A 24,009-nucleotide genomic window follows, 5' to 3' on the forward strand; every position below is an offset into this window, starting at 1 on the left:
TCAGCTATGAATGAGATACTTCAATACTTTATATTACTTCCATTTATTGGATTTGTAATCAGCTTATTACTACCCGAAAAAAAAGAGTCAAGTATTTCTTGGTTGGCATTTGGTATCGTTTTTACACAATTTACAGGTATTACCATTTTTACCATCTTATGGATTCTAAATGGGAGCAAAACTTTAAACTTAGACGAGCTAACTATAGTTAAAACCGAGAACTACACCTTTTTCATCGACTTTTATTTTGATAAAATTTCGGCAGTATATTTACTAATTGGTGCTTTATTAACCTCAATGATTTCTACATACAGTAGGTACTATTTACATAGAGAAAAAGGATATAAACGTTTCTTTAATACTGTTCTTTTTTTCTTCTTTGGTTATAATTTGACTATTCTTTCTGGAAATTTCGAGACTTTATTCATTGGTTGGGAAATTATCGGAATTTCATCTTTTTTGCTTATAGCATTTTACAGAGAGCGTTATTTACCCGTAAAAAATGCCTTCAAAGTATATTCTCTATATCGCATTGGGGATGTTGGATTGATTTTAGCTATGTGGGCAAGTCATCATTTATTTCATGAGAATATAACGTTTGTTGAGCTAAACAATTATGCATTAGTCAACCATCATTTAGAGAGTCATACTTTTATTGGTTTCTTTATCGCATTCTGCTTGGCCTGTGCAGCAGCCGTAAAATCAGCTCAAATCCCTTTTTCGAGTTGGTTACCGAGAGCAATGGAAGGACCAACACCATCTAGTGCTATTTTTTATGGTTCGTTATCTGTGCATTTAGGTATTTTTTTAATGCTAAGAACCTATCCTTTTTGGGAACACCAAATCATTGTAAGGGTTGCCATTGGCATCATGGGAATAACAACCAGTATCATTACTTCCATGATTGGCAAAGTACAATCGAATGTAAAAAGCCAAATCGCTTACAGCTCCATTTCCCAGATTGGATTGATATTCATCGAAATTGCTTTAGGATTAGACAATCTAGCCTTACTTCATTTTACAGGTAATGCTTTATTACGTACTTATCAATTACTAGTGTCTCCATCAGTAGTAAGCTATTTGATTCGTGATCAATTTTACAATTTTGTAGCTGTAGAAGAAAAAACAAATCATTGGTTTTCGAAACGCTTACGCAATTCTATGTATGTACTTAGCTTAAAAGAATTTAACGTTGAAAATATTCAAAGTGCTTTTTTATGGAGACCGCTACGAGCTTTGGGTAAATCGTTGGATTTTCTGAATTTAAAAAGAGTATATCTTATCTTCTTACCGCTATACTCAATAGGGACTTTAATTTATGTTTTTAAGGAGAGTGTACCAACTGAAATCATTGATAGCATCCCTAATTTATTTGCGTTTTTTGGTTTTGTCTTTGTATTAAAATCATTTTCTGAGCGTAAAACACCTTTCTTGGCTTGGACTTTAATCGTTTTGAGTCATTTTTGGATAGCAATGGCGATTCTTTTCAATGAAAAAGTAACAGCTAACGAACTTGTTATGTACCTGTCTGGAATAACTATTTCAGGAATAGTAGGCTATATTGCCCTGTTACAACTAAAAAAATTAGAAAAACGTATTTTGATTAATCAATATTTAGGACACGCCTATGATCACCCAACATTTGCTATATTCTTTTTGATTGCGGCACTAGGTGTTACAGGTTTTCCAATCACTTCAACTTTTATAGGTGAAGATCTCTTATTTAGTCATATTGAAAGCAATCAATACCTTTTAGCTTTTCTTATTTCTTCTTGTTTCGTTGTTTCAGGTATAGCTGGCATACGTGTATATGCTCGATTATTCTTGGGACCTCACGTAAAGACCAATCATGAATTGCCGTACAAATCGTCATAACCAACTTTCATAACCAACTTAATTATCAAAAAAATGTCAGTAAAAAATAAACTAAATATACCTGCAGATGGAATTGCAGGATTAAAAGAGAATTTTAAAACAGATGCAATTTCTGGTTTCATTGTATTTTTATTAGCGCTACCACTAAGTTTAGGTATTGCCAAAGCGTCTGAATTCCCTCCTATCATGGGACTTTTAACTGCCATCATTGGGGGGTTAGTAGTAAGTTTGATGATGGGTTCAAAATTGACCATCAAAGGACCAGCCGCTGGACTAATTGTAATTGTTGCTGGTGCTGTGGCTGAATTTGGTCAAGGAGACCCAGTATTAGGCTGGAAACTTGCCTTGGGCGCTATGGCAGTTGCTGGAGTAATTCAAATCCTTTTTGGAGTTTTGAAATTGGGTAAACTAGCCGATTTTTTCCCTCTTTCCGCTATCCACGGGATGCTTGCCGCCATTGGTATAATCATTATAGCCAAACAATTCCCAGTCTTACTTAATGACGATCCAAGTTTAGCCAAAGGAAAAGGACCTTTAGAACTGATTGCTAACATTCCAAATTTCATCATGAATCTAGATCCAAAAGCTACATTCATAGGTGTTGTTAGTTTAGCCATAATGTTAGGATGGCCTTACATCAAAAACAAAACAATCAAAATGATTCCGGCTCCATTGGTAGTCTTGCTTTTCGCAATTCCGTGTGAATTGTTCATGCATTTCAAAGAAACAGAACCAGCATATTCTTTAGTAAAAATTGGTAATTTCGTTGATAACATCAATATTAACATCAGTTTTGATGGTATTTCTCAAACAGGTTTATTCATAAAATATGTAATCATGTTTGCATTAGTTGGCACTATTGAATCTTTACTTACTGTAAAAGCTATCGATTTAATGGACCCTTACAAAAGAAAATCAAACATGAATCAAGATTTGATTGCTGTAGGTATAGGAAATACAATTGCTGCAGTTTTTGGCGGTTTACCAATGATTTCTGAAGTAGCTCGTTCTTCTTCAAATGTAAATAATGGAGCTAAAACTCGTTGGGCTAACTTTTTTCATGGTTTCTTTATCTTATTATTTGTGCTTTTGGCAGCTCCAATTCTAGAAATGATTCCAAATGCAGCTTTGGCAGCCATGCTAATTACAGTAGGAATTAAATTAACTCACCCAAGAGAATTTATCCATACTTTAAACATAGGTAAAGAACAATTAGCCATTTTCTTAATTACTATTTTCTTTACTCTTCATGAAGATTTATTGGTAGGAATTGGAGCGGGGATTTTATTAAAAATCTTCTTCCACTTAATTCATGGTGCTCCAATTAGTTCTTTATTCAAAGCCACTGCTTCGGTTTCCTCAAACGGCGATGATTATTTAGTCGAGGTAGAAAAGTCGGCTATCTTTAGTAACTTTTTGGGAATCAAAAGCAGATTAGAAGCACTACCATCTGCTATGAATGTAACCATCGATTTTACAAAAACAAAACTAGTAGATCACTCGGTTATGGAAAACCTTCATCATTTTGAAAATGAATATGTAGCAAAAGGCGGAAAAGTAACCATAATTGGTTTAGATGATCACATCACATTCTCAGATCACAAATTGTCTTCTAGAATAAAAGGTCAAAAATAATTGTATTAAGTCGTTTGATTTTAGTTAGTGTTGCGACTGTACTTCCCGCAAGAAAATACTTGTGGGAGTACTACTCGCATTCCTATATTCAAGAATATCTTCACTTTATAAAAATGAAAAAAAAAGTAATATTCCCAATACTATTAATGTCCCTTTTCCTGAATTTTACTGAAGCTTCTGCTCAAGTAAAATCTCAGAATAATGACATTTGGTTCCATTATTTTGGTAAAAATATGCTTACCAAAAAGACGTCTTTTTCATTTGAAACCGTAATGCGCTATGCTAATGGCTTTAGCGAAAAACAACAATGGTTTGTTCGTCCATCTATAGATTACCAGTTTACCAAGAGATTTATGGGAAGCCTTGGTTACTCGCACTACAACACTTATTCTTATGGTGATCCTGCGATGAACAAAATTAGCATTCCCGAAAATCATGTTTGGATACAAGGTACTTACACCATTGTTTCTGGGGATTTTAAATTTGTCAATCGTTTAAGAGATGAATTTAGATATGTTGGCGTTGCCGTTGGACAAAAAGATCCCGTATCTGGTCAAACAGAATATTCTATAGACCATTATGATTACAGAAACCGCCTTCGTTATCTTTTCTTAGCCAACTATAATTTGACAAAAAAAGACGACAAGGTAAAACTCTTTACTTTTGTTGGTGATGAAGTTTTTATGAATATTGGTAGTAATGCAGGAGCTACCTTTTTAAATCAAAATAGAATTATTGGCGGTTTTGGATACAATATCAATACGCATCATCAAATTCAACTATCCTATATTCATCAACATATTTGGAATTTTAAGAATACGATTCAAGAAGATAATCCGACCTTGAGAATATCCTATATTACCAATTTTAACTTATAACGCTAGTTATCGAATATCAATTTAAAAAATACCCACTAAAAAAAGGAAAACAGCAAGATCTAACTCACAAAAAAACATCTATCAATATGCTAAGCTAATATAATCTCAATTCCGTATTAGGTTCGAAACAAAACTGAATTACTCAATAAAAACAAGAACTTACCGCCATTTTTTCAAGAATCAAATAAAACGGAAGAACCAAAATTTAAGTGTTCCTATTGTATTAATTGAAGGATTCCTTTTGAAATCGTCGTCTAATTTAGTTATGATGAAAAAATGACATCATCAAAATTCAAAAACAAACAAATGCAGTTCTTTCCAATGAATCAAATTTTTTATAATTAAAACAGTTTCCAAACAATGTCGCATTGGTAATTTTCAATAAAAAAGTACAACTTAGCGTTCAGCAATAATAGCTTCATTTTTATACCAAGTACCAATTTGTAAAATAGAATCCATACTTTTGCAAGCCAAAATAAAATTACCAGCACTCCGAAATTGAGTTAAATTTTTTATGAATCATTGGAAAGTTTTTTTTATTATTTCCAATCATTACATAAAAAAAGATGTAAAATATGTCATTAAAAAACAATCTTAAACTACCTGCGGATGGAATTGCAGGATTAAAAGAAAACTTTAAAACAGATGCCATTTCTGGTTTCATTGTGTTTTTATTAGCCTTGCCTTTAAGTTTAGGTATTGCCAAAGCGTCTGAATTCCCTCCTATTATGGGACTTTTAACCGCCATTATTGGAGGGCTACTAGTTAGTTTGATGATGGGTTCAAGGCTCACCATCAAAGGACCCGCCGCCGGCTTAATTGTGATTGTAGCAGGTGCTGTGGCTGAATTTGGAAAAGGAGACCCAGTAATGGGCTGGAAATTAGCATTAGGCGCTATGGTTGTTGCTGGTGTAATCCAAATTCTATTTGGATTACTAAAATTAGGCAAACTAGCAGATTTCTTTCCTCTATCTGCCATTCATGGAATGCTTGCTGCCATAGGAATTATCATCATTGTGAAACAAATTCCTGTGTTACTAAACGACAATCCAATTTTATTCAAAGGAAAAGGACCGTTAGAATTGATTGCCAATATTCCTAATTTCATATTGAATTTAGACCCCAAAGCTTCCTTTATCGGTATCGTAAGTTTAACAATCATGCTTGGTTGGCCATTTATCAAAAACAAAACAATTAAAATGATTCCGGCTCCATTGGTCGTATTGCTTTTTGCAATTCCTTGCGAATTATTAATGCAATTCAAAGAAACCGAACCTGCCTATTCCTTGGTAAAAATTGGAAGTTTAATAGACAACCTTCATGTCAATGTAAGCTTCGAAGGTTTTAACCAAACCGGATTGTTTGTTAAATATGTAATCATGTTTGCATTGGTTGGATCGATTGAATCGTTACTTACGGTCAAAGCGATTGATTTGATGGATCCATTTAAACGAAGATCAAATATGAATAAAGATTTGATTGCTGTCGGGATTGGGAATACCATTGCTGCTATTTTTGGTGGATTACCCATGATTTCAGAAGTGGCACGTTCTTCCTCTAATGTCAATAATGGAGCAAAAACACGTTGGGCCAACTTCTTTCATGGTTTCTTTATCTTGATTTTTGTGCTTTTGGCAGCTCCTATTCTTGAATTAATTCCAAATGCTGCCTTAGCTGCTATGTTAATCACCGTAGGAATCAAATTAACACATCCTAGAGAATTTATCAATACGTTCAAAATTGGCAAAGAGCAATTGGCTATTTTCTTGGCGACCATCTTTTTCACACTTTTTGAAGATTTGTTGGTCGGAATCGCTGTTGGAATTTTATTAAAAATCATCCTTCATTTGCGCGATGGTGCGCCAATAAAATCTTTATTCAAAGCTACTGCATCAGTGTCTTCCAATGGAAATGACTATTTGATTGAAGTAGAAGAATCTGCTATTTTCAGCAATTTCTTAGGTATAAAAAGTAGACTTGAAGCTATTCCAGCTGCGATGAATGTGACTATCGACTTTGCTAAAACAAAACTAGTAGATGATGATGTAATGGAAAACATTCAACAATTCAAGCATAAATACGCACTAAAGGGTGGCAAGGTTACTATAATTGGGTTCGAAAATCATACACCTCTTTCAGACCACAAACTGTCTTCTAGAAAAAGAAATTAACTACTTTTTTGGTAGTTTTTTGATTGCATTTTATTGTACTTTATAGTAAAAAGTTGATACCTTTGAACCAATAACTTTTAAACAATAACCATGAAATCTTTAAAATTCTTACCTGTTTTGTTCTTCTTTTTGGTGGTTTCCAATTTGTCTGCACAAACTACTTTTGAAAAATGGCCTGCTATCAAAACCTTTCACGGGGTAATGTCACAAACTTTTCACCCAGCAGAAGAAGGTGATTTTAATCCTATTAAAACGCGTTCTGCAGAAATGGTTCAAAAAGCTGATGCGTTGTCAAAAGAAGCTATCCCAGCCGAATTCAAAACACCAGCCATCTTAGCTTCTATCAAAAAATTGCAAGAAGGTGCCAAAGGTTTGGACAAACTAGTAAAAGCCAAAGGTTCAGACGAAGCTACCCTAAAATCATTGACTGCCTTGCACGATGTATTCCATGAAATCGTAGGTTTGTGTTCTGAAGAAAAGCATTAATCTCTCAAAATCTAACTTATAAAAGCTGTCTATTTTAGACAGCTTTTTTTTATTTGTACAACTTTTGAAAATAAAATCTTTTCAACAAAATAAAATTGCAAAACAGTTTTCTAAAATTAAATTTTACCTTTGACGTTTCAACAAAAACAAAAATTATGGTTTATAAATTTAGGGTTATTCTAGATGCCGAAGAAGACATTTTTAGAGACATAGCGATACGTTCTGAAGATAATTTAGAAGATTTACACAACGCTATTTTTAATGCATTTGGCTTTGATGGTATGGAAGTAGCTTCCTTTTATACCTGTGATGAAACTTGGAATCAAGAAGATGAAATTCCTTTGTTTGATACGGGAGATGTTCCTGGCGAACAACGTACCATGAGCGATTACGCTTTATCGGATATCCTTGATGAAGCCAATACCAAAATCATCTATGTGTACGATTTCATCAACATGTGGACGTTCTTGGTTGAATTAGCCGCTATAGAAGAACCAGTTGCTGGTGGTACCTATCCAGAAACCTTATTCTCTCACGGTATTATGCCTGCAGAAGCCGGTGAAAAAAACTTTGAAGCCGATATGAATGACGACATCTACGGCGAATTCGAAGACGATCTTGACGAAGACGACCTAGACATGTTTAGCGGTGACGATAGCTTCGAAGACTACGGATTCGAGGAGAATTGGAACTAAGAGTTTAATTGTTCTGTAAAGGTTTAATGTTGTTTAAGATTGTTTAAAAGTTAAAACTATCTGATATGGCTACTATAAAAAGATTTGAAGATTTAGAAATTTGGCAAGACGCTAGAAGACTTTCAAAAGAAATCATTTTTATATCTAAAAACACCGATTTAAACAAAGATTTTAAATTTAATGCTCAAATAAAAGATTCCTCGGGATCTGTTATGGATAACATTGCTGAAGGATTTGAAAGAAATGGAAATATAGAATTCCGTCAATTTCTGTCAATAGCAAAAGGATCTGCCGGAGAGACTCGCTCTCAATTGTATAGAGTATTTGACAATGATTATATAAATGAAGAAAAATTAAACTATTTAGTCATTGAATATGAAAAATTGAGTGTTAAAATCCATAATTTCATTACATACCTAAACAAAAAAGACTTTAAAGGAACAAAATTCATAGACGAACATTCCCAAAACCACAATAAACTTTAAACTATTAAACACCTTCAAAAGTTAAACAATTTTAAACCTTTAAACAACTTTAAACGTTAAACAACATTAAACAATTTCAAACTTTTAAACAACCTTAAACCTTCATCCTTCCTTAATGATCAACTTATTCAACACCCACATCGAAACGCTTTCCATACATCGTGTTGGAAACAAGAGTCGTAATGAAGCGATCTTCTTATCAGAACAACCTTTTAACCTCAACGATGAAATTGTTCCGTTGATTAAAGAATTCTTCTTGAAACCTTTCAGAGAAAAAGAAGAAAATTACTTTCAATTTGCACACGAAGTAGATTTGGATTACAACGATATGTTCAAATTTGCCACTCAAATTTTTGATAATCCAGGCAGTTTACACGAAGTTTCTAAGCAAATTACACAACACTTGTTCGAGCAATCCAATCATCCGCACATCAAGAATGGCGAGGTGTATGTGGCGCACTTGACCAACGTATCGATAGACAATAACATAGTAGACGCTATAGGTGTTTTTAAAAGCGAAATACAATCCGACTTTTTACAATTTGAGGAAAAAGAAACGCACTTAGAGATGATTCTGCAACATGGCGTTAGCTTGAACAAACTCGACAAAGGTTGTTTAATCTTTAACCACAAAAAAGAAGAAGGTTACAAAATATTAACAGTAGACAGCAATCGTTATGATGCGCGCTACTGGTTGGAGCATTTCTTATCTGTAGATGCTTTTGAGGACGAAAACTTCATCACCAAAAAGTATTTGAAATTTTGTCAAAACTTTGCCAAAGATGTTGTTTTTCCTGCCGAAGACAAAAAAGAAGAAGTGATGTTCATGAACCGCTCGGTGAATTATTTTGCTAAAAATGACCAATTTGAAGAATCGAATTTCTTGAACGAGGTTATTGATAATCCCGATTTGATTCCTGAATTCAAAAACTATAAAGTAGACAAAGGAGAGAAATACAGCATCGAAGATGTGACCTCCTTCCCTATTGCCAATGCTGCCGTTTCGGACGCTAGAAAATCCATCAAAAACGTGATTAATCTGGATACGCATATCCAAATCAAAATGGATTTTATCAATCCAGAAAGTGCCGAAAAATTTGTAGAAAAAGGCTGGGACGAAGAAAAACAAATGTATTACTACCTAGTATATTTCAACAAAGAAGAGAAAAACTAGCTTTTTTTCAGACTTCAAAAGTACTATCCTCAATTGCCCCGTGCAGTTGAGGATTTTTTTTGAGCCATAGCACACAAAGATTGCGTAAATTTGCATTCTTAAGCCTACGCAGATGAAAAGCATTACACTCAAAGAAAGTCCTTTCAAAACGCTCATTTCGTTTCATAAACTCATCGAATCTTTAGAAGAAATTGCGCAATCCAGTGTGGATTACCGTTCCAACTATGCCAAAGCCTTACTCAAAGAAATCGAAGCTTTTCCTGAATTTAGAGACGGAATCGAGGATTTGAGCTTAATTGAGAACAACGAAGCCTTAGTACGCAATTTACTCGCCGACTTGTTTCCTACCGCTTTAACCCACAACGAAATCAAAGCGGTGGCTATTCCTTTTCAAAATCTGACCTTCAATTATACCGAACGTTTCAAAAAAATACTTCAGCACCAAGGATTTTCGCCAGAATTCTCGATAAGAGATGTAGACGACGACCAATTGTATATTATGAATTGCGCCTTGATTCTTAATGAATTCTACGGTCAAAAAATCAATTTCAACAAACCTTTGTTTTTTGATATCCAAGACCAAAACGGTATCATGAATCATTATCGCATTTTGTACAATGCCGATTTTGTGGAAATCATTCCTACCGAGAAATCCTTGACTTTAACCCAAGAAGAAGTGCACGAATTGCTCGACAATTATGACAATATCGACCTTTGGAAAGCCAAATTCCCTAAAGAAAGCTGGATTCTCAAAGGCTTTGGAATTGTTTCTTTGTATGATGCCACGACCGAAAGCGCCATTTCGAATTTAAAAAGTAACCTTTTGAAGTCCGAAATCGAAAAGGCTGAATATGTTGATGAATTTGAAACCATTTTTCGTTCCGTGTTTCGAATTCCTGAGCTTAGAGTGGGTTTCATTTTGTACAATCAAGAAGAAAACACCTTTGTCAAACCGCCTTATTCTGATGAGACCTTGTCGAGCTATTTACTTTTCAACGAGCAAGAATTGAGTTGTTCCGACTCGCTGTTTAGCTGTTGTTTCGAAGAAGCCATCGCAGAAAAAAAATCGCTCATTATTGCTGATGTAGACCAATATTTACTGCAAACAGAAAATAAAGCCTTGTGCGAACATTTGCTTTCGCAAGGCATCAAAAGTGCGGTGTTTTCGCCTGTCATCAAAAACAATGTGTTGCTGGGTGTAATTGAACTCGTGGCGCCAACGGCTAGAGTGCTCAACAGCCTCAATGCCGAAAAACTCGATTTGATTATTCCTTATTTAGTCGACACTATAGAACGTCACAATACCGATATTTTGCATCAGGTCGAAGCGGTGATACAACGTGAGTATACCGCCATTCACCCAAGCGTTTATTGGAAATTCCGAAAAGAAGCCTACAAATACATTCAAACCAACAGTTTCAATAAAGAGTACATTTTCAAGGAAATTGTCTTCAAAGAAGTCTTTCCGCTTTATGGTCAAATCGACATCAAAGGCTCTTCCGTTCACCGTAACGAGGTAGTTAAAGAAGATTTAAAAAACCAATTAAAAACCTTGTTGGACATTTTTTCGAACCAAAAATCCAATCAGCATTTGTTGTTGCTCGAGCAACGCCAATTCGAATTGCAGTCGTTCTACAACGAACTCGACGCGCCGCTCAAAGCCGACTCGGAACAGCTGATTCAGAATTACATCGAAAATGAAATTCACCCCATTTTGAGAAACACCAAAATGGATTTTGATACCGAAAAAGTAGAAAACAGCTATTTTGCGAGTTTGGACCCCAAAACGGGATTGTTTTACCACGCCCGCAAAAAGTTCGATAACGCTATGTCGATTATCAACAAAAAACTGGCCGCCGTGCTTGACAAAAAACAAGTCGAAGCACAGCAAATTTACCCGCATTACTACGAACGCTTCAAAACCGATGGCGTAGAACACAACCTGTACATTGGCACCAGCATTGCGCCCACCCGAAGTTTCGACATGATGTATTTGCACAATTTGCGCCTTTGGCAATTGCAAACCCTTTGCGAAATGGAGCTGGAGCACCACCAACTCAAAGCCACTTTGCCGTATGAACTCGATGTCACCTCGCTGATTTTGGTCTTTAGTTCCCCGCTTTCAATTCGTTTTCGCATGGACGAAAAACGTTTTGATGTAGACGGCACCTACAATGCCCGTTACGAAGTGGTCAAAAAACGCATCGACAAAGCCCATATCAAAGGCACCCAAGAGCGCATCACCCAAAAAGAAAAAATCACCATTGTGTACTCGCACAACAACGAAGAGCAAGAGTACCTCAAATACATCAAGTACCTACAATTCAAGAACATCCTTGAGCCAACCGTAGAGCAATTCGAAATCGAAGATTTACAAGGCGTTTCGGGTTTGCGCGCCCTACGCGTCAAGGTCAAAAACACCACCGAGAGCGACACTCCCACCAAAACCTATACCTACCAAGAACTACTCGACGAAATCAAGTAATTTTAGGCAACATACCTCATCCGCATTTATTTATTTTGGGCATGTCCCCCGCCAGACGTTTGGATTTCCACCACAACCAAAGACCTAGCGGGCGTCGGGCTGTACGCTATATCTCTTGGGGCGAACCCCGCCCCAAGAGGATGCCGCTCCCATCCCTCATGCGAAGATAGAAGTACGAAATTAGAAGTTAGAAGTTCAAAAAAGACAAATGGAAAATAGCAAAACAGAAGGGTATATTTCAGAAAATATTTCTATTTTTTGAAGGAAAAGGAATATATTTGAGGAAGGAAAAAAAGTCTGACTACAGTCAAACTTATCTTTGCAATTTATATGCGATAGGTCTGATTTTATAAGACCTAAATGCTAGTTGGACGTCAGGCTAAAAAATAACTACCTCGACAATATTTTTGTCAAACACAGCTTTGTGTTGTGATTTTTTCACTACATTTGACCATTAAAAGCAATAAGATTATGCTAATTAGATTTACGGTCGAGAATTTTTTGTCTTTCAGAGATAAAGAAATATTTTCATTAATACCAGGAAAAGGAACACTCAAGCCTCAACATAAAACTAAACCTGTTAAAGGAACATCTGTTTTAAAAACCGCTGTAGTTTTTGGAGCAAATGCTTCAGGCAAATCTAACTTAATTAAAGCAATCGAGTTTGGAAAAAGACTAGTTTTAAAAGGATCTAAAGCAGAGCAACCAATAACTTTTGACTTCTTCAAGCTCGATACAAAAACCACTAGCAAAAATTCCAAAATCGAATATGAAATCCAACATAAGAATAAAAATTATGCTTATGGGTTTATATTCAATTCCAAAGAAATTGTCGAAGAATGGTTATTTGAAATTAATAAAAAATCAGAAACTAAGATTTTTGAACGTATAAATTCAAACCAGTTTAATATTGATTTTCTAAAGAAAAAAAACAAGAAAGAAGAAATTCAGTTTATTGAATTTACAGCAAAAGGGACTCCGAGAAATCAATTATTTTTAACACAAATACGAAATACAAATGTTACTGAAAATGTAAGCGATATTTCAGACATTCTAAATGTCATTGATTGGTTTCAGAATGCTCTTACTGTTATTTACCCAAATTCAAAAAACATAGGAAAAAAATTTGAGCTACTTGAAAATACAGATTTGCAAAAATTATTTACAGAAATGCTTGATTATTTTGATACAGGTATTGACGGTATAGAATTTAATGAAATTGATTTTAATAAAATTGAAGTCCCCGAAGAAGTAAAGGAAGATATTAAAAATGACTTATTTGGAGATAAGAGTGAAAAAAAGAGTGCTTTTCTATCAAACCCTCAAGACGACAAATACTATATAATTTCAAAAGGCGTAGATAATCAAGTAGAAGCAAAACTCCTTAAAACAAAACATAAGGTAATAGGTGGAACATTTGAGCTATTTGATTTAAAAGACGAATCAGATGGAACTAGGAGGATAATGGATTTAATTCCCTTAATTATTGATTTTTTCAAGGGAGATAATGTATTTATTGTCGATGAAATGGAACGTAGCTTACATCCCAATTTAATTTATGATTTATTTGACTTTTTCTTGTCTAAATGTGAAAATATTAGTAGCCAATTCATTGTTGCCAGTCACGAATCAACTCTATTGACACAAAAATTACTTCGTAAAGATGAAATTTGGTTTACCGTTAAAGACAAACACGGTGTAAGTCATTTACACTCATTGGAGGATTACAATATTAGATTTGATAAAGAAGTAAGAAGAGATTATTTGCTAGGCAGATATAAAGGAGTTCCAAAACTTGGTAACAGAAATGAATTAACCGTTTTGCCATTTAAAAACGATTAATTATGCCAAGAGAACCAATTCCATTAATTAGACAGGGCGGTTTTGTTGATGCCGAAAAATTATTTGTCCTTTCATATGAAGGAACCGTGACTGAAAAAAAATATTTTCAAGATTTTAGAGCTTCCAAGTATTTTAATAATAATGGTTTAATTGAGATTGTACCCCTAAAAAAACCTAAAGACAAGGGCTCAGATCCTTTTAGTGTTAAAAATTTACTTAAAGAAGCAAAGAAAGAATATGGATTCAAGGCAACAGATGAGTTTTGGTTAGTTATTGACAGGGACGACTGGGAAAAGGTACACAAATTAAATTTTGATGATTTAGTTATTGAATGTAATAACGAAAAGAATTTTTACTTAGGGATGAGCAATCCATGTTTTGAAATATGGTTGATTTTACACTTAAAAGAATTATCCGAATTCACTCAAGAAGAACAGAATTTAATTTTTGAAAATGCAAAAGTGAGCAAATCAAAAAATCACATAGATATTGTTGTTGGACAACTTCAAGGTGATAACAGAGGATACAACAAAAGACCTAATCCAAATATATACCTTCCTAAAACTAAAATTGCAATTGAAAGAGCAAAATCAATTGATAATTTGGAAGAAAATTACCCAAAATCACTTGGTACGCATTTATACAAATTAATTGAAAAGCTAATTGACAATGAAAGCCCGAACGCCTAACACACGCTACAAGCAAGCTGGGCAATTGGTTTAATTTGAAAATAGTTTGTGCCCACTACCCAAAATCTAACAAATTCATCACACCCGCTCTGCAAATGTCTCCGACTTCGCAGTATTGTTGTTCTAGAAACTTATGCGCAATTTAACCTAACAAAATAGCAACTTAACTAGTAAAAAATGATTGGAATAGCGATACTTTTTATAATTCTCGGCCTCTTAATTAAATACAGAAAAATGTATTTTTTAATTGCTGGCTATAACACTATGTCAAAAGAAGAAAAAGAAAAGATTGACATCCAAGGAATTGCCACTTTATATAGAAATGTGCTGTTTGGAATGGCTTTAACGATTATAGTTGGGTATTTTATCGCAAAAAAGTTTGAAAATTCAACTATTGAAAACATTGCGTTTTTTGCGGCAATTGCAATCGGTGTACCTTATTTATTGATTGCCTCAAATTCAAAAAAGTATAAAATTCGTTCCTAAAGATTAACTATTTCGGTACTCCCACTCAGCAAATGTCTTCGCACTAGTTCCAGAACGTTACAACTATTTACACACGTTGACATATAAACGAAATATCAAAATCCTTAAAAAGAATTGCATAAATATGGAAATTTTAACCACAACTATTACATTCGTTTTATTGATAACCCTAATTGTATCTCCTTCATTTTTAATTATTGGAATAAATAAACTGAATCTGAAAAATAATTTTATCTTTTATATCATTTTTGGAATCCTTATAACTTCAATTTTGACTTTTACTTTAGCATGGTGGTCGCATTTGAAAGATGAAATGCTTCTATCTCATTATGGCTATGATTTTGATGCAATGAATGATGTTCAACGATATAAAAATGTAAGTAAAGAAAACTTTGATAGAGTAAAAGAATTAAGAATAAGTATGATGGGAATTGGTTGGCCTTTAAAAGCTTTTATGGCATATAGTATTTACTTACCCTATCTGCTAATTGTATATAGTGTAACTTATTTTTACAAAAAAAATAAAACTAAAAAAGAACAAGTCCATTCCCCAAAGTCTAACTAATTCGGCACTCACGCTCTGCGAATGTCTCCGACTTTGCAGTATTGTAGTTTCGTTAGAATCCAAACCCGCTGTAAGAAATGCTTAGACCGCACGTTGAAAGAACAAGACGATTTTGTATATTTGAACCTATGAACTTTATTAGTCAAAATATTGAACTTATTAATGCGCTTTGTAAATCACACAAAGTAAAGCGTTTATACGCGTTTGGTTCTGTGTTAACTGACAAATTTAATGACCAAAGTGATATCGATTTAATCGTCGATTTTAGTGACATCCAATTGCTTGATTACGCCGACAACTATTTTGACTTTAAATTTTCTCTTGAAGACATTCTAAAAAGACCCGTGGATTTATTGGAAGAAAAAGCGATAAAAAACCCTTACTTCAAAAAGGCTATCGAAAAAAATAAGCAATTGATTTATGGATAATTATATTTACGCTTGGCTTTATGATATAAAAACTTCAATAGAAGAAGTTGAAAGTTATTTTCCATCAGGTAAAGTTTTTCAACATTATCATCAAGATTTAAAAACTAAACGCGCAGTTGAGAGAAATATTGAAATTATTGGAGAAGCAATGAGTAGAATTTTGAAAGTTGAACCACAAATTCAAATTTCAAACTCAAGAAAAATAGTTGATGCACGAAACAAAATAATTCATGGATACGATGAAATTTCCGACGACGTAATTTGGGGAATCGTAGTCAACAATCTTCCAATCTTAAAAAGTGAAGTAGAAATTTTATTGCCGCACAACGAAGAGTAGCTAGTTCATTATTTGTGCACTGCAAATATCTCCCGCTCCCCAAAGCCTAACTAATTCGGCGCTCCAACTCTGAGAATTTATCCAACCCCGCTCTGCGAATGTCTCCGACTTCGCAGTATTGTAGTTTCGTTTTGTAATCCACAGATATGTCAAAATCTCCTTACTCGTATCTTTTTGAGTAACGAATTGCTAAGCGAAATCATTAAAAAATTGAGGTAGCAAACTTAAAGAATACAAACTATTGGCTTTCGTAAAAATAAGAAAGTACGTTGGTTTTGATTTTGAGATAATTTGGCAAATCAGAATAATGGTTTTATTTTAGACCCGAACTACTTGCCAATCAAAACCATTATAGAATGAAAAAAATTATTGGTGCATGTCTAGCCTTATGCTTTATAGGGTGTCTCCCTAAAGCCCCTAGTTACCCCTTTCAACCTTCAGAAACTTTGAACAAAGAAGCGCTTACCATTTCTGACAATTTAGAAACTTACATTAAAAAATGGTATGCAGGAAAAGCACCTGCAGAACTACCCAAAGATCTTTTACCTCGTGGGTATGACTTCAACCGGTTTCAAAATTTCCGTTTGGTTAAGCCCAAAGATTTAGACCCCAAACAAATCTGGGTACAAAGAAAGGCGCATCCCATTGCTTTCGATAAATTGTATGGAAGTTTCCCTGATCCTAACTGCACTTATCTATTGGCTCCAGTGTTATACGCCCCTTTTGGAGCAAAACTGATGATTCAAGGTGAATTTCCGCATTGTCGCTTTTTTGATATCCAAGTCACACCAGCCTTGGATACAAGAGAATATCGCTATGATAAATGATCAGGTAAAGGAGAAGTTGCCATAGTGGATGCAGATATTGATCCACTTCCGGGACATATCAACCCGTTTCGTGTAGGAGCTAATCGTAATGCTGAAAAAAGAAGCTACGAAGTAATATACAAGATGAGTCTTGGCAATCCAGCAGCACTTGGTAAAGCCCACAATCCTCCGTACAGAGAAAAAGGCAATGTGCGTCATGGCAGTGCCATACAACTTCAAGGTCCGTGGGGTTTGGATACAAAAAGTGGGCACGGAAGAGGAATCTGGGATTTTGGTGATGTTTGGATCAGGTATTATGCTGTAGACCACGCTTATTACCCAGAAGCTGGTGTTGAATTTCCTAAAATGTATTTTGAGTTACCATCAGGAGAACAGTTTTTTATTGTCGCTGATTTTGAAAACCTAATTAAGACCTCTGAAGAAACTATGAGCAATCGTGTAATTGGAAACCGAGACCCCTCTAGTTACAATGGAAAAGAAGTAGGTTGGGATAAACAATATGGCATTTTTTTACAATTAGCTACAGGAGGATCAAAAGCGCTCTACAAAGAAAAATCATCCGATAAAGAATATGTAAGAAAACTTGATTTAGGTGTAAATGGAAGGGGTGAAAATCAACCTAAACCAGCCTCCTATGAACCCCATGCTACTGGATGTAATTATACTGGATATTTGACCTCAGGAATCTCTATCAAAAAGGGGAAAATTTTTGTGCTAACGGGCAAATTACCTACATTTCCAGATACTCGAAAAGGAGCATTAACCATGAAAGCCGCTCAATGCCGCTATTGGTCAGTGACCACCTACGATGCTGATTTCCCTTTTTCAAAAGTAAAAGGACTTGAAAATACTTGTGTAATGGACGACGAATTGGTTTTAGATGAACATAGAAATTACATCATAGTATATTCGCGAAAAGAAGACCGACCTGCGAATGCAACAGCAGAAAATGGTATTACTTGGGTAGATTGGGGAAACACAGGTACTCAAGCGTTTACAATAAGATGGATTTCTGTTAGCCCTGAATGGTCATTTGAACTCACTCCAAACGAAAGTAATTTACCATGGTCCAAAACTACTTGGTCTGGAACAAAATATGATTCTTCAATCATAGGTAAAAACCAAAGAGGTTTCTTGAAAGAATATCACCCTTTACGTCATTATATGAGCAAAGAAACATTCGAAAAACTCGACAGAAATAGGTTTAAAGATGAAAAAATAATATGGGAATAGTTTCAAATAACACCAAATAAATCAAGCCAATTCCTCATAAACGTTCTGCGAACGACTCCGACGTGCAGCATTGTTATTTAGTTTTGTAATCGGTATTAGTATCAAAAGTCTGCTGACTTGTATCGTTTTACGCAAGGAATTTATTTTAGATTTTAAAACATAACATCTTAAATTCTAAACAGATAAATAAAAACTAAAAGACTTTTAGTAGCTTTACATATCACAAAAAGATGCAAAAAATACGAAATCGTAAGACTTCGAATTCCTATAGTACCCGCTATACTTCCAAACCGGTAGCGATAAACGTAAAAGGCCGTGATTATAAACAGGTAAACAATTTTAATTTTCAATTGTTATGAAACAAAGAGAAAAATCACTTAAAATGACCATCAATTCTTCTAGCTCATTTAAAAAAGCGTGGCTCATACAACTTACATTTGCATTTGTAGTGTTTCTTTCCTCATGTTCAAAAGATACTGAGCCACCATCTCCCCCAGTTGTCACCCCTCCTTTAACAGGCACACCTGAAATCAAGATAACAACCCTACTAAGCAATCAGGGCATTATTTGGGGATTTGATGTACTGCCTAATGGCAACTTGCTGTTTACTCAAAAAGCTGGAACCATGCAGTTGTATGATACTACCACACAAAACAGCACGATGATTACGGGTTTACCTTCTAATATTTCGGCAGCAGGACAGGGTGGGTTACTCGATGTAGCCATTTCACCAGATTACGCTACAAGCCGCAATGTATTTGTAACTTATAGTATTACAGGTGGTTTTCTTTCGCTTGCAAGGTTTACATTAAATGGAAATGCAGCGACCAATTGGCAGGTGATGCTAACTACCGAATCAGCTTCTACTTGGAATGGCCATTTTGGAAGCAGAATTGCGTTTGGACCTGATGGCAAATTGTATTGGAGTGTGGGAGAAGGCGGAACTGCTAGTCTTGGCGGAGTATCAAGTCCACATCAAAATGGACAACGCCTTAATACGCTTTGGGGGAAAATACATCGATTAAATCTTGATGGGACTGTACCAAATGACAATCCATTGCTTCCCGGACAAACGGCACGAACCACCATTTATAGTTACGGTCACCGTAATCCTCAGGGCATGGCTTTTCAAACAAGTACCGGACGTTTTTTTGTAAATGAACATGGGCCAAGTGGCGGCTGTGAACTTAACCGCGTTCAGGCTGGTGAAAATTTTGGCTGGCCACTTTATAGCAATGGCAACAATTATAACGGAACACCTATTAGCAACGGACATAATGCTGCAGGAATTGTTGCACCACTCAAAAGCTGGACACCCGCACTTGCGCCAGCAGGTCTAACCTTTATCAATCACGCTTCATACAGAGATTGGAACGGCAATATGCTAATGGGAAGCCTTGGACGCCGTCAATTACTTATGATAAGTATGGCTAATGGAGTGCCTGGCACTGAAACGATTTTACTCGAAAATATTGGCCGAATACGAAACGTAAAAATGGGACCTGCCGGTAAAATATATGTAAGCGTGGAAGACGGAGGCAGGTTACTTGAGTTGACCGCAAAATAAAACATGGTTCCGACTTCGCAACATTGTAGTTTCGTTTTGTAATCTGTGTAAGTGTAAAAAGTTGCACGACTTTTAATAACCCATTAACTTATTAAATTACAAGTACATAAATAAAAACTAAAAGACTTTTAGTAGCTTTACATATAACAAAAAAGATTTATTTATGAAAAATATCCTTTTCCCGCTTGTAACAATAGTCTCTTTCTTGCTTTTCTCATGCAGCAACAACGATAATGAAGCTACACCTCCTACAAAAGCAGCTATTTCGGGGTCCGTAATTCTTTATGATGAAGGAACAACCTTATTAGACAAATCGAATATGACTGTAAAAGCCGTTGGAACCACTCCTTTGATTCAAACTACGACTAATACTGAGGGAAAATTTACACTACCCGAAGTACCCTTTGGTACCTACACTCTAGAATACTCCAAAACGGGATTTGGAACTTTTAAAAAAATTGGAGTGGTACACGGAACCAACGGGCAAGCCACCTTCATTAGCGACATTCCCTCCTTAGGACAACTGTCTACTACTACTGTAACGAACGTAACAGCTACTGTTTTGAACAATCAAGTTAAGTTATCTATTACCACAAACCCCGCAGGAAATACAGCCAACCGCCGCTATGTGCGTTACTTTTTGTCCACCAATGCTCAAGTAAGTGCCACCAATTACACTTATTCTTCTGCGGTTTTTACTGCACAAATCAATCCTTTTGAAAAAACCATCACTCAAACCGAATTACTTTCAGCCGGTTTTACTTCTGGTCAACAAGTGTATGTCAGAGCCTACGGAGATTCGTTTTGGGACAATGCCTATGATGACCAACACTTGGTAAAAAAGTATTTCCAAATCTAAATGGTACTACTGCAGCCGCAACTTCATTTGTGGTACCATAAGCTAACACAACTGAGATTTACTATTTTATTATTTATCCTCTGCTAATGTCATTTGCCTTTTGTTATTATAGGTTGCGGGGCGAGTTTAAACCATTAACTATAGTTCCTCAATTTCGTATCAAATATTTAAGAACATCAGCCTTTTTATTAGATTTACGTAGTAAAAATAAGCCTCAAATCTATGGATGGCAACCGAAGAAGATAAACAAAAAAATTAGTTGCAAGCGAGATATACTGAATTAAAGAAACAAATGAGAGTCCTAGAAATAAAAAATATAATCGTACAGGTTTTTATTGTATTGATAACTTGTACTACAGTATCAGCCCAACAAACAACAACAGTTCTAGATAGTCCTTATGTGATTCAAGATAGTGTATCAATCCCAACCCGAAGTGGTATCGATATTTCAGCCATTATTGTGCGTAAAAAAACGAATAGCAATCCTTTGCCAGCAATACTCTTTTACACGACGTATTACCAAGATGCAAACGATGCTATCTTTGGCAAAAAATCTGCCGATAGAGATTATGTTGGTGTTGTAGCCTATGCTCGTGGCATAAAAACAAGTTTAAATCAGTATGAGCCTTTTGAAAACGAAGGGACAGATATTTACGATATCATTGATTGGATAAGCAAACAAAAATGGTGCGATGGAAAAGTGGGTATGTACAGCGGTAGTTATACTGGATTTTCGCAATGGGCAACTGTGAAGAATATTCACCCTGCACTTAAAACAATCGTACCTCAAGTAGCCGTAATGCCTGGTTATGACTTTCCAATGGAAAACAATGTCCCAGTATCACATATTCTAAACTGGAGCAACGATAATATTTATAAAAATAAACCTCTACCAAAAAATTTACCGTTTGATTATTTTAATAATGGTTTGGCCTACAACAAACTTGATAGCTTAGCAGGCATCCAAAATCCAATATTTCAAAATTGGCTTTCTCATCCTGCCTACGATGACTATTGGCAATCCAAAGTACCAACGCCAGCGGAGTATGAAAAAATCAATATTCCTGTTTTGACCACAACTGGCTACTATGATGGCTCACAAATTGGAGCCATACGCTATTTTAAATTACACAACCAATACAACAAAAAAGCCAACCATTATTTTGTAATTGGTCCATACGATCATTTTGGTGCGCAACGCAAGCCTAGTAAAAATTTAATGGGCTATGAAATAGACAGTGTAGCGACAATTAATATGATGGCTTTAGCTTACGACTGGCTAGACTATGTCTTAAAAGGAAAGCCCAAACCAGCATTATTAAAAGACAAAGTGAATTATCAAGTTATGGGAACAAACCAATGGAAACATAGCCCAACTATTGACAAAACACATAACGCAACTTTGATATTCTATTTAGATAAAACAGACTTAACCTCATCAAAACCGAAAAATAAAGGATTTCAAAAGCAAAGTATAGACTATAAAGACAGAGAAAATCAAAATAATTACTTTACCCCAAGCATTATCTTTGACACACTTGATACAAGCAATGGGTTGGTTTTTGCTACAAAACCTTTTCAAAAGGAATTCATCATTAACGGCTCATTTGCTGGAAATCTTTGGGTGAGTATAAACAAAAAAGACATGGACGTTTCTATGGCGCTTTATGAACTTATGCCCAATGGAAAATACTTTTTTCTTACACGTTATATTGGCAGAGCAAGTTTTGCAAAAGATCACTCAAAGCGACAACTCTTACAACCTAACAAAAGAGAATCTATTCCATTTGACAATACCCGTTTTGTGAGCAAAAAAATAAGTAAGGGTAGCCAACTTGTTATCCTACTTAACGTAAACAAACATCCTTTTGAAATAATCAACTATGGATCAGGCAAGCCGGTATCAGAGGAAACTATAAAAGATGCAGGAAAACCATTGGATATAAAATGGTATAATGATAGTTTTATAAAAATTCCAATATGGCAAGAATAATTAGCCCTACAAATTTTGTTACTGAAAAACTAATCCTTTTCTCTATCACCATCAATTTAATATAGCTCTATCAATTTTAATAGCGAAGTAAATATTACATCCCACTCATTTTAAACGCCACGACAAAAGCCAGTACAGAAGCCACAATCCCAAACATAAAAAGATTATAAGCCACACGAAGCAAGCGGTATTTGCGCTCCAAAACAATACCCAAAAAGTATAAATCTTTGATCATAGTGTTGTAAATATAATCGCGGTCTTTGATCATTTCGTTCATTGCCCATTGGTATTCGTCGAGGGGCATTTTATAAAAATTACCAAAAAACAAGAGGTTCACTTTTTGCTCTTCGATGTCTTGTCGGGAAAAAAAGCCTTTGGTCACTTTGGGACGCGTGGAAAGAATTGCAAAAATAATCGTCGTTACGCTAGAGACAATCATAACAAATGTTGGCATCATTAAATGCGCGTATTTGGGGTTGTCCAATTTCGGAATAATCGTAGACAACGCAATAGAAATGATAATAGCATTTACGGACAACAAGATATTCGCTTTACTATCAGCAATGCCACTCAATCGGGTGTGATTGCCTAGCGTGACTCTGAAAACCGTATCAATTCCACGATCCGGTTTGTCTGGCTTGTCTTCTTTGGGAGTATTGGCTTTCTTTTTCTCCTTTTTGCTTTTTTTATCTTCTTTGGTGTTAATTATTTTTTGCAAAGCAATACAGTTTTTATCTTTTAAAGGTTGCCAGTTTTCCTTGGCAAAATCAGTATAAAATTGGTGGTTGTTGACCATAAAATCAAAATTAACCAAAGCCCATTCTTTGTCGGTGTAGGTTACCTTTTCGGTTGCTTCCCATTCCTTACGGAGTTTTTCACAACTGAACAAATAGTCCGCTCCAAAAAGATGGTGGTAATCGGCATCTTTAATTATTTTTTCCAAAAGCGTCTTAGGAACATACGTTTTTTCGGTGGCTGCAATCAACTGACAGACTTGGGCAATAAACGCATTAGAAGCTCCTTGCTCTGTCAAAAAAGTGGTCACCAAATCACAGCTACATAATTCATGTTTACTACAACCTGTAATAAATCCGGTATCATGAAACCAAGCGGCAATAAGTAAGACCTCCCGGTCTTCACCTTCTACTTTTTCTTCTCGACACAAAGTTGTGACTGCTTCCACAACTCCTTTGGTATGCGTTAGATTGTGATAGGTATATTCGCTAGAAAGCTTATCTTTGAGCAAAGTAGTGACAAAATCTTGAGCTTTAGAAATCAGGATCATAAACAAATTTTTAT

21 protein-coding genes are annotated in these 24,009 nt (G+C 35.3%); 20 read left to right on the forward strand and 1 reads right to left on the reverse strand.

Annotation, left to right across the window (positions count from 1 at the left end; translation table 11 throughout):
• Nucleotides 1-6: 6 nt before the first annotated feature.
• From ACZ1AQ_RS08645 to ACZ1AQ_RS08740, 20 genes are all read left to right on the forward strand, one after another.
• Complete coding sequence (locus ACZ1AQ_RS08645; protein WP_489632516.1) at nucleotides 7-1,875, forward strand: proton-conducting transporter transmembrane domain-containing protein; 1,869 nt, start codon at nucleotides 7-9, stop codon at nucleotides 1,873-1,875.
• Nucleotides 1,876-1,908: 33 nt separating this feature from the next.
• Nucleotides 1,909-3,510: a SulP family inorganic anion transporter gene (locus ACZ1AQ_RS08650; protein WP_489632517.1), complete on the forward strand. Its 1,602-nt coding sequence runs from the start codon at nucleotides 1,909-1,911 to the stop codon at nucleotides 3,508-3,510.
• A gap of 113 nt (nucleotides 3,511-3,623) precedes the next feature.
• On the forward strand, nucleotides 3,624-4,388 hold the full coding sequence (locus ACZ1AQ_RS08655; RefSeq protein ID WP_489632518.1) for a DUF2490 domain-containing protein: 765 nt from the start codon (nucleotides 3,624-3,626) through the stop codon (nucleotides 4,386-4,388).
• 575 nt (nucleotides 4,389-4,963) lie between these two features.
• Nucleotides 4,964-6,559 carry a SulP family inorganic anion transporter gene (locus tag ACZ1AQ_RS08660; RefSeq protein ID WP_489632519.1) on the forward strand — a complete coding sequence of 532 codons (1,596 nt, stop codon included), beginning with the start codon at nucleotides 4,964-4,966 and terminating at the stop codon, nucleotides 6,557-6,559.
• Between the two features lie 90 nt (nucleotides 6,560-6,649).
• Nucleotides 6,650-7,045, forward strand: a complete 396-nt coding sequence (locus ACZ1AQ_RS08665; RefSeq protein WP_489632520.1) for a hypothetical protein — start codon at nucleotides 6,650-6,652, stop codon at nucleotides 7,043-7,045.
• 155 nt (nucleotides 7,046-7,200) lie between these two features.
• A complete protein-coding gene (locus ACZ1AQ_RS08670) occupies nucleotides 7,201-7,740 on the forward strand; it encodes an IS1096 element passenger TnpR family protein (protein WP_489632521.1) in 540 nt (179 codons plus the stop codon).
• A gap of 65 nt (nucleotides 7,741-7,805) precedes the next feature.
• Nucleotides 7,806-8,225 (forward strand): four helix bundle protein, encoded by a 420-nt coding sequence (locus ACZ1AQ_RS08675; protein ID WP_159686030.1) that lies wholly within the window; start codon nucleotides 7,806-7,808, stop codon nucleotides 8,223-8,225.
• 115 nt (nucleotides 8,226-8,340) lie between these two features.
• Nucleotides 8,341-9,399 carry a nucleoid-associated protein gene (locus ACZ1AQ_RS08680; RefSeq protein ID WP_024981128.1) on the forward strand — a complete coding sequence of 353 codons (1,059 nt, stop codon included), beginning with the start codon at nucleotides 8,341-8,343 and terminating at the stop codon, nucleotides 9,397-9,399.
• A 112-nt stretch (nucleotides 9,400-9,511) separates the two neighbouring features.
• Nucleotides 9,512-11,884, forward strand: coding sequence for a GAF domain-containing protein (locus ACZ1AQ_RS08685; protein ID WP_489632522.1), 2,373 nt, complete (start codon nucleotides 9,512-9,514; stop codon nucleotides 11,882-11,884).
• 471 nt (nucleotides 11,885-12,355) lie between these two features.
• The gene (locus ACZ1AQ_RS08690) at nucleotides 12,356-13,726 is read left to right on the forward strand and encodes an AAA family ATPase (protein WP_489632523.1); all 1,371 of its coding nucleotides are present in this window, start codon (nucleotides 12,356-12,358) and stop codon (nucleotides 13,724-13,726) included.
• A gap of 2 nt (nucleotides 13,727-13,728) precedes the next feature.
• Nucleotides 13,729-14,415 carry an RloB family protein gene (locus ACZ1AQ_RS08695; RefSeq protein ID WP_489632524.1) on the forward strand — a complete coding sequence of 229 codons (687 nt, stop codon included), beginning with the start codon at nucleotides 13,729-13,731 and terminating at the stop codon, nucleotides 14,413-14,415.
• A 234-nt stretch (nucleotides 14,416-14,649) separates the two neighbouring features.
• The gene (locus ACZ1AQ_RS08700; RefSeq protein WP_489632525.1) at nucleotides 14,650-14,901 is read left to right on the forward strand and encodes a DUF3784 domain-containing protein; all 252 of its coding nucleotides are present in this window, start codon (nucleotides 14,650-14,652) and stop codon (nucleotides 14,899-14,901) included.
• Between the two features lie 124 nt (nucleotides 14,902-15,025).
• On the forward strand, nucleotides 15,026-15,466 hold the full coding sequence (locus ACZ1AQ_RS08705) for a hypothetical protein (protein ID WP_489632526.1): 441 nt from the start codon (nucleotides 15,026-15,028) through the stop codon (nucleotides 15,464-15,466).
• A 128-nt stretch (nucleotides 15,467-15,594) separates the two neighbouring features.
• Nucleotides 15,595-15,894 (forward strand): nucleotidyltransferase family protein, encoded by a 300-nt coding sequence (locus tag ACZ1AQ_RS08710; protein ID WP_489632527.1) that lies wholly within the window; start codon nucleotides 15,595-15,597, stop codon nucleotides 15,892-15,894.
• Nucleotides 15,887-16,231, forward strand: a complete 345-nt coding sequence (locus tag ACZ1AQ_RS08715; protein ID WP_489632528.1) for a HepT-like ribonuclease domain-containing protein — start codon at nucleotides 15,887-15,889, stop codon at nucleotides 16,229-16,231. Before ACZ1AQ_RS08710 ends, ACZ1AQ_RS08715 begins: the two co-directional genes overlap by 8 nt.
• Before the next feature lie 356 nt (nucleotides 16,232-16,587).
• Nucleotides 16,588-17,058, forward strand: a complete 471-nt coding sequence (locus ACZ1AQ_RS08720) for a hypothetical protein (RefSeq protein ID WP_489632529.1) — start codon at nucleotides 16,588-16,590, stop codon at nucleotides 17,056-17,058.
• 24 nt (nucleotides 17,059-17,082) lie between these two features.
• Nucleotides 17,083-18,291, forward strand: a complete 1,209-nt coding sequence (locus tag ACZ1AQ_RS08725; protein ID WP_489632530.1) for a hypothetical protein — start codon at nucleotides 17,083-17,085, stop codon at nucleotides 18,289-18,291.
• Between the two features lie 355 nt (nucleotides 18,292-18,646).
• Nucleotides 18,647-19,858, forward strand: coding sequence for a PQQ-dependent sugar dehydrogenase (locus ACZ1AQ_RS08730; RefSeq protein WP_489632531.1), 1,212 nt, complete (start codon nucleotides 18,647-18,649; stop codon nucleotides 19,856-19,858).
• Between the two features lie 163 nt (nucleotides 19,859-20,021).
• Nucleotides 20,022-20,717, forward strand: coding sequence for a carboxypeptidase-like regulatory domain-containing protein (locus ACZ1AQ_RS08735; RefSeq protein ID WP_489632532.1), 696 nt, complete (start codon nucleotides 20,022-20,024; stop codon nucleotides 20,715-20,717).
• 292 nt (nucleotides 20,718-21,009) lie between these two features.
• Nucleotides 21,010-22,710, forward strand: a complete 1,701-nt coding sequence (locus ACZ1AQ_RS08740) for a CocE/NonD family hydrolase (protein ID WP_489632533.1) — start codon at nucleotides 21,010-21,012, stop codon at nucleotides 22,708-22,710.
• Nucleotides 22,711-22,804: 94 nt separating this feature from the next.
• Here the strand turns inward: ACZ1AQ_RS08740 and ACZ1AQ_RS08745 are convergent, their stop codons facing one another.
• Nucleotides 22,805-23,995: a Pycsar system effector family protein gene (locus ACZ1AQ_RS08745; protein WP_489632534.1), complete on the reverse strand. Its 1,191-nt coding sequence runs from the start codon at nucleotides 23,993-23,995 to the stop codon at nucleotides 22,805-22,807.
• Nucleotides 23,996-24,009: the final 14 nt, after the last annotated feature.

The organism is Flavobacterium sp. UM26, assembly GCF_057922445.1.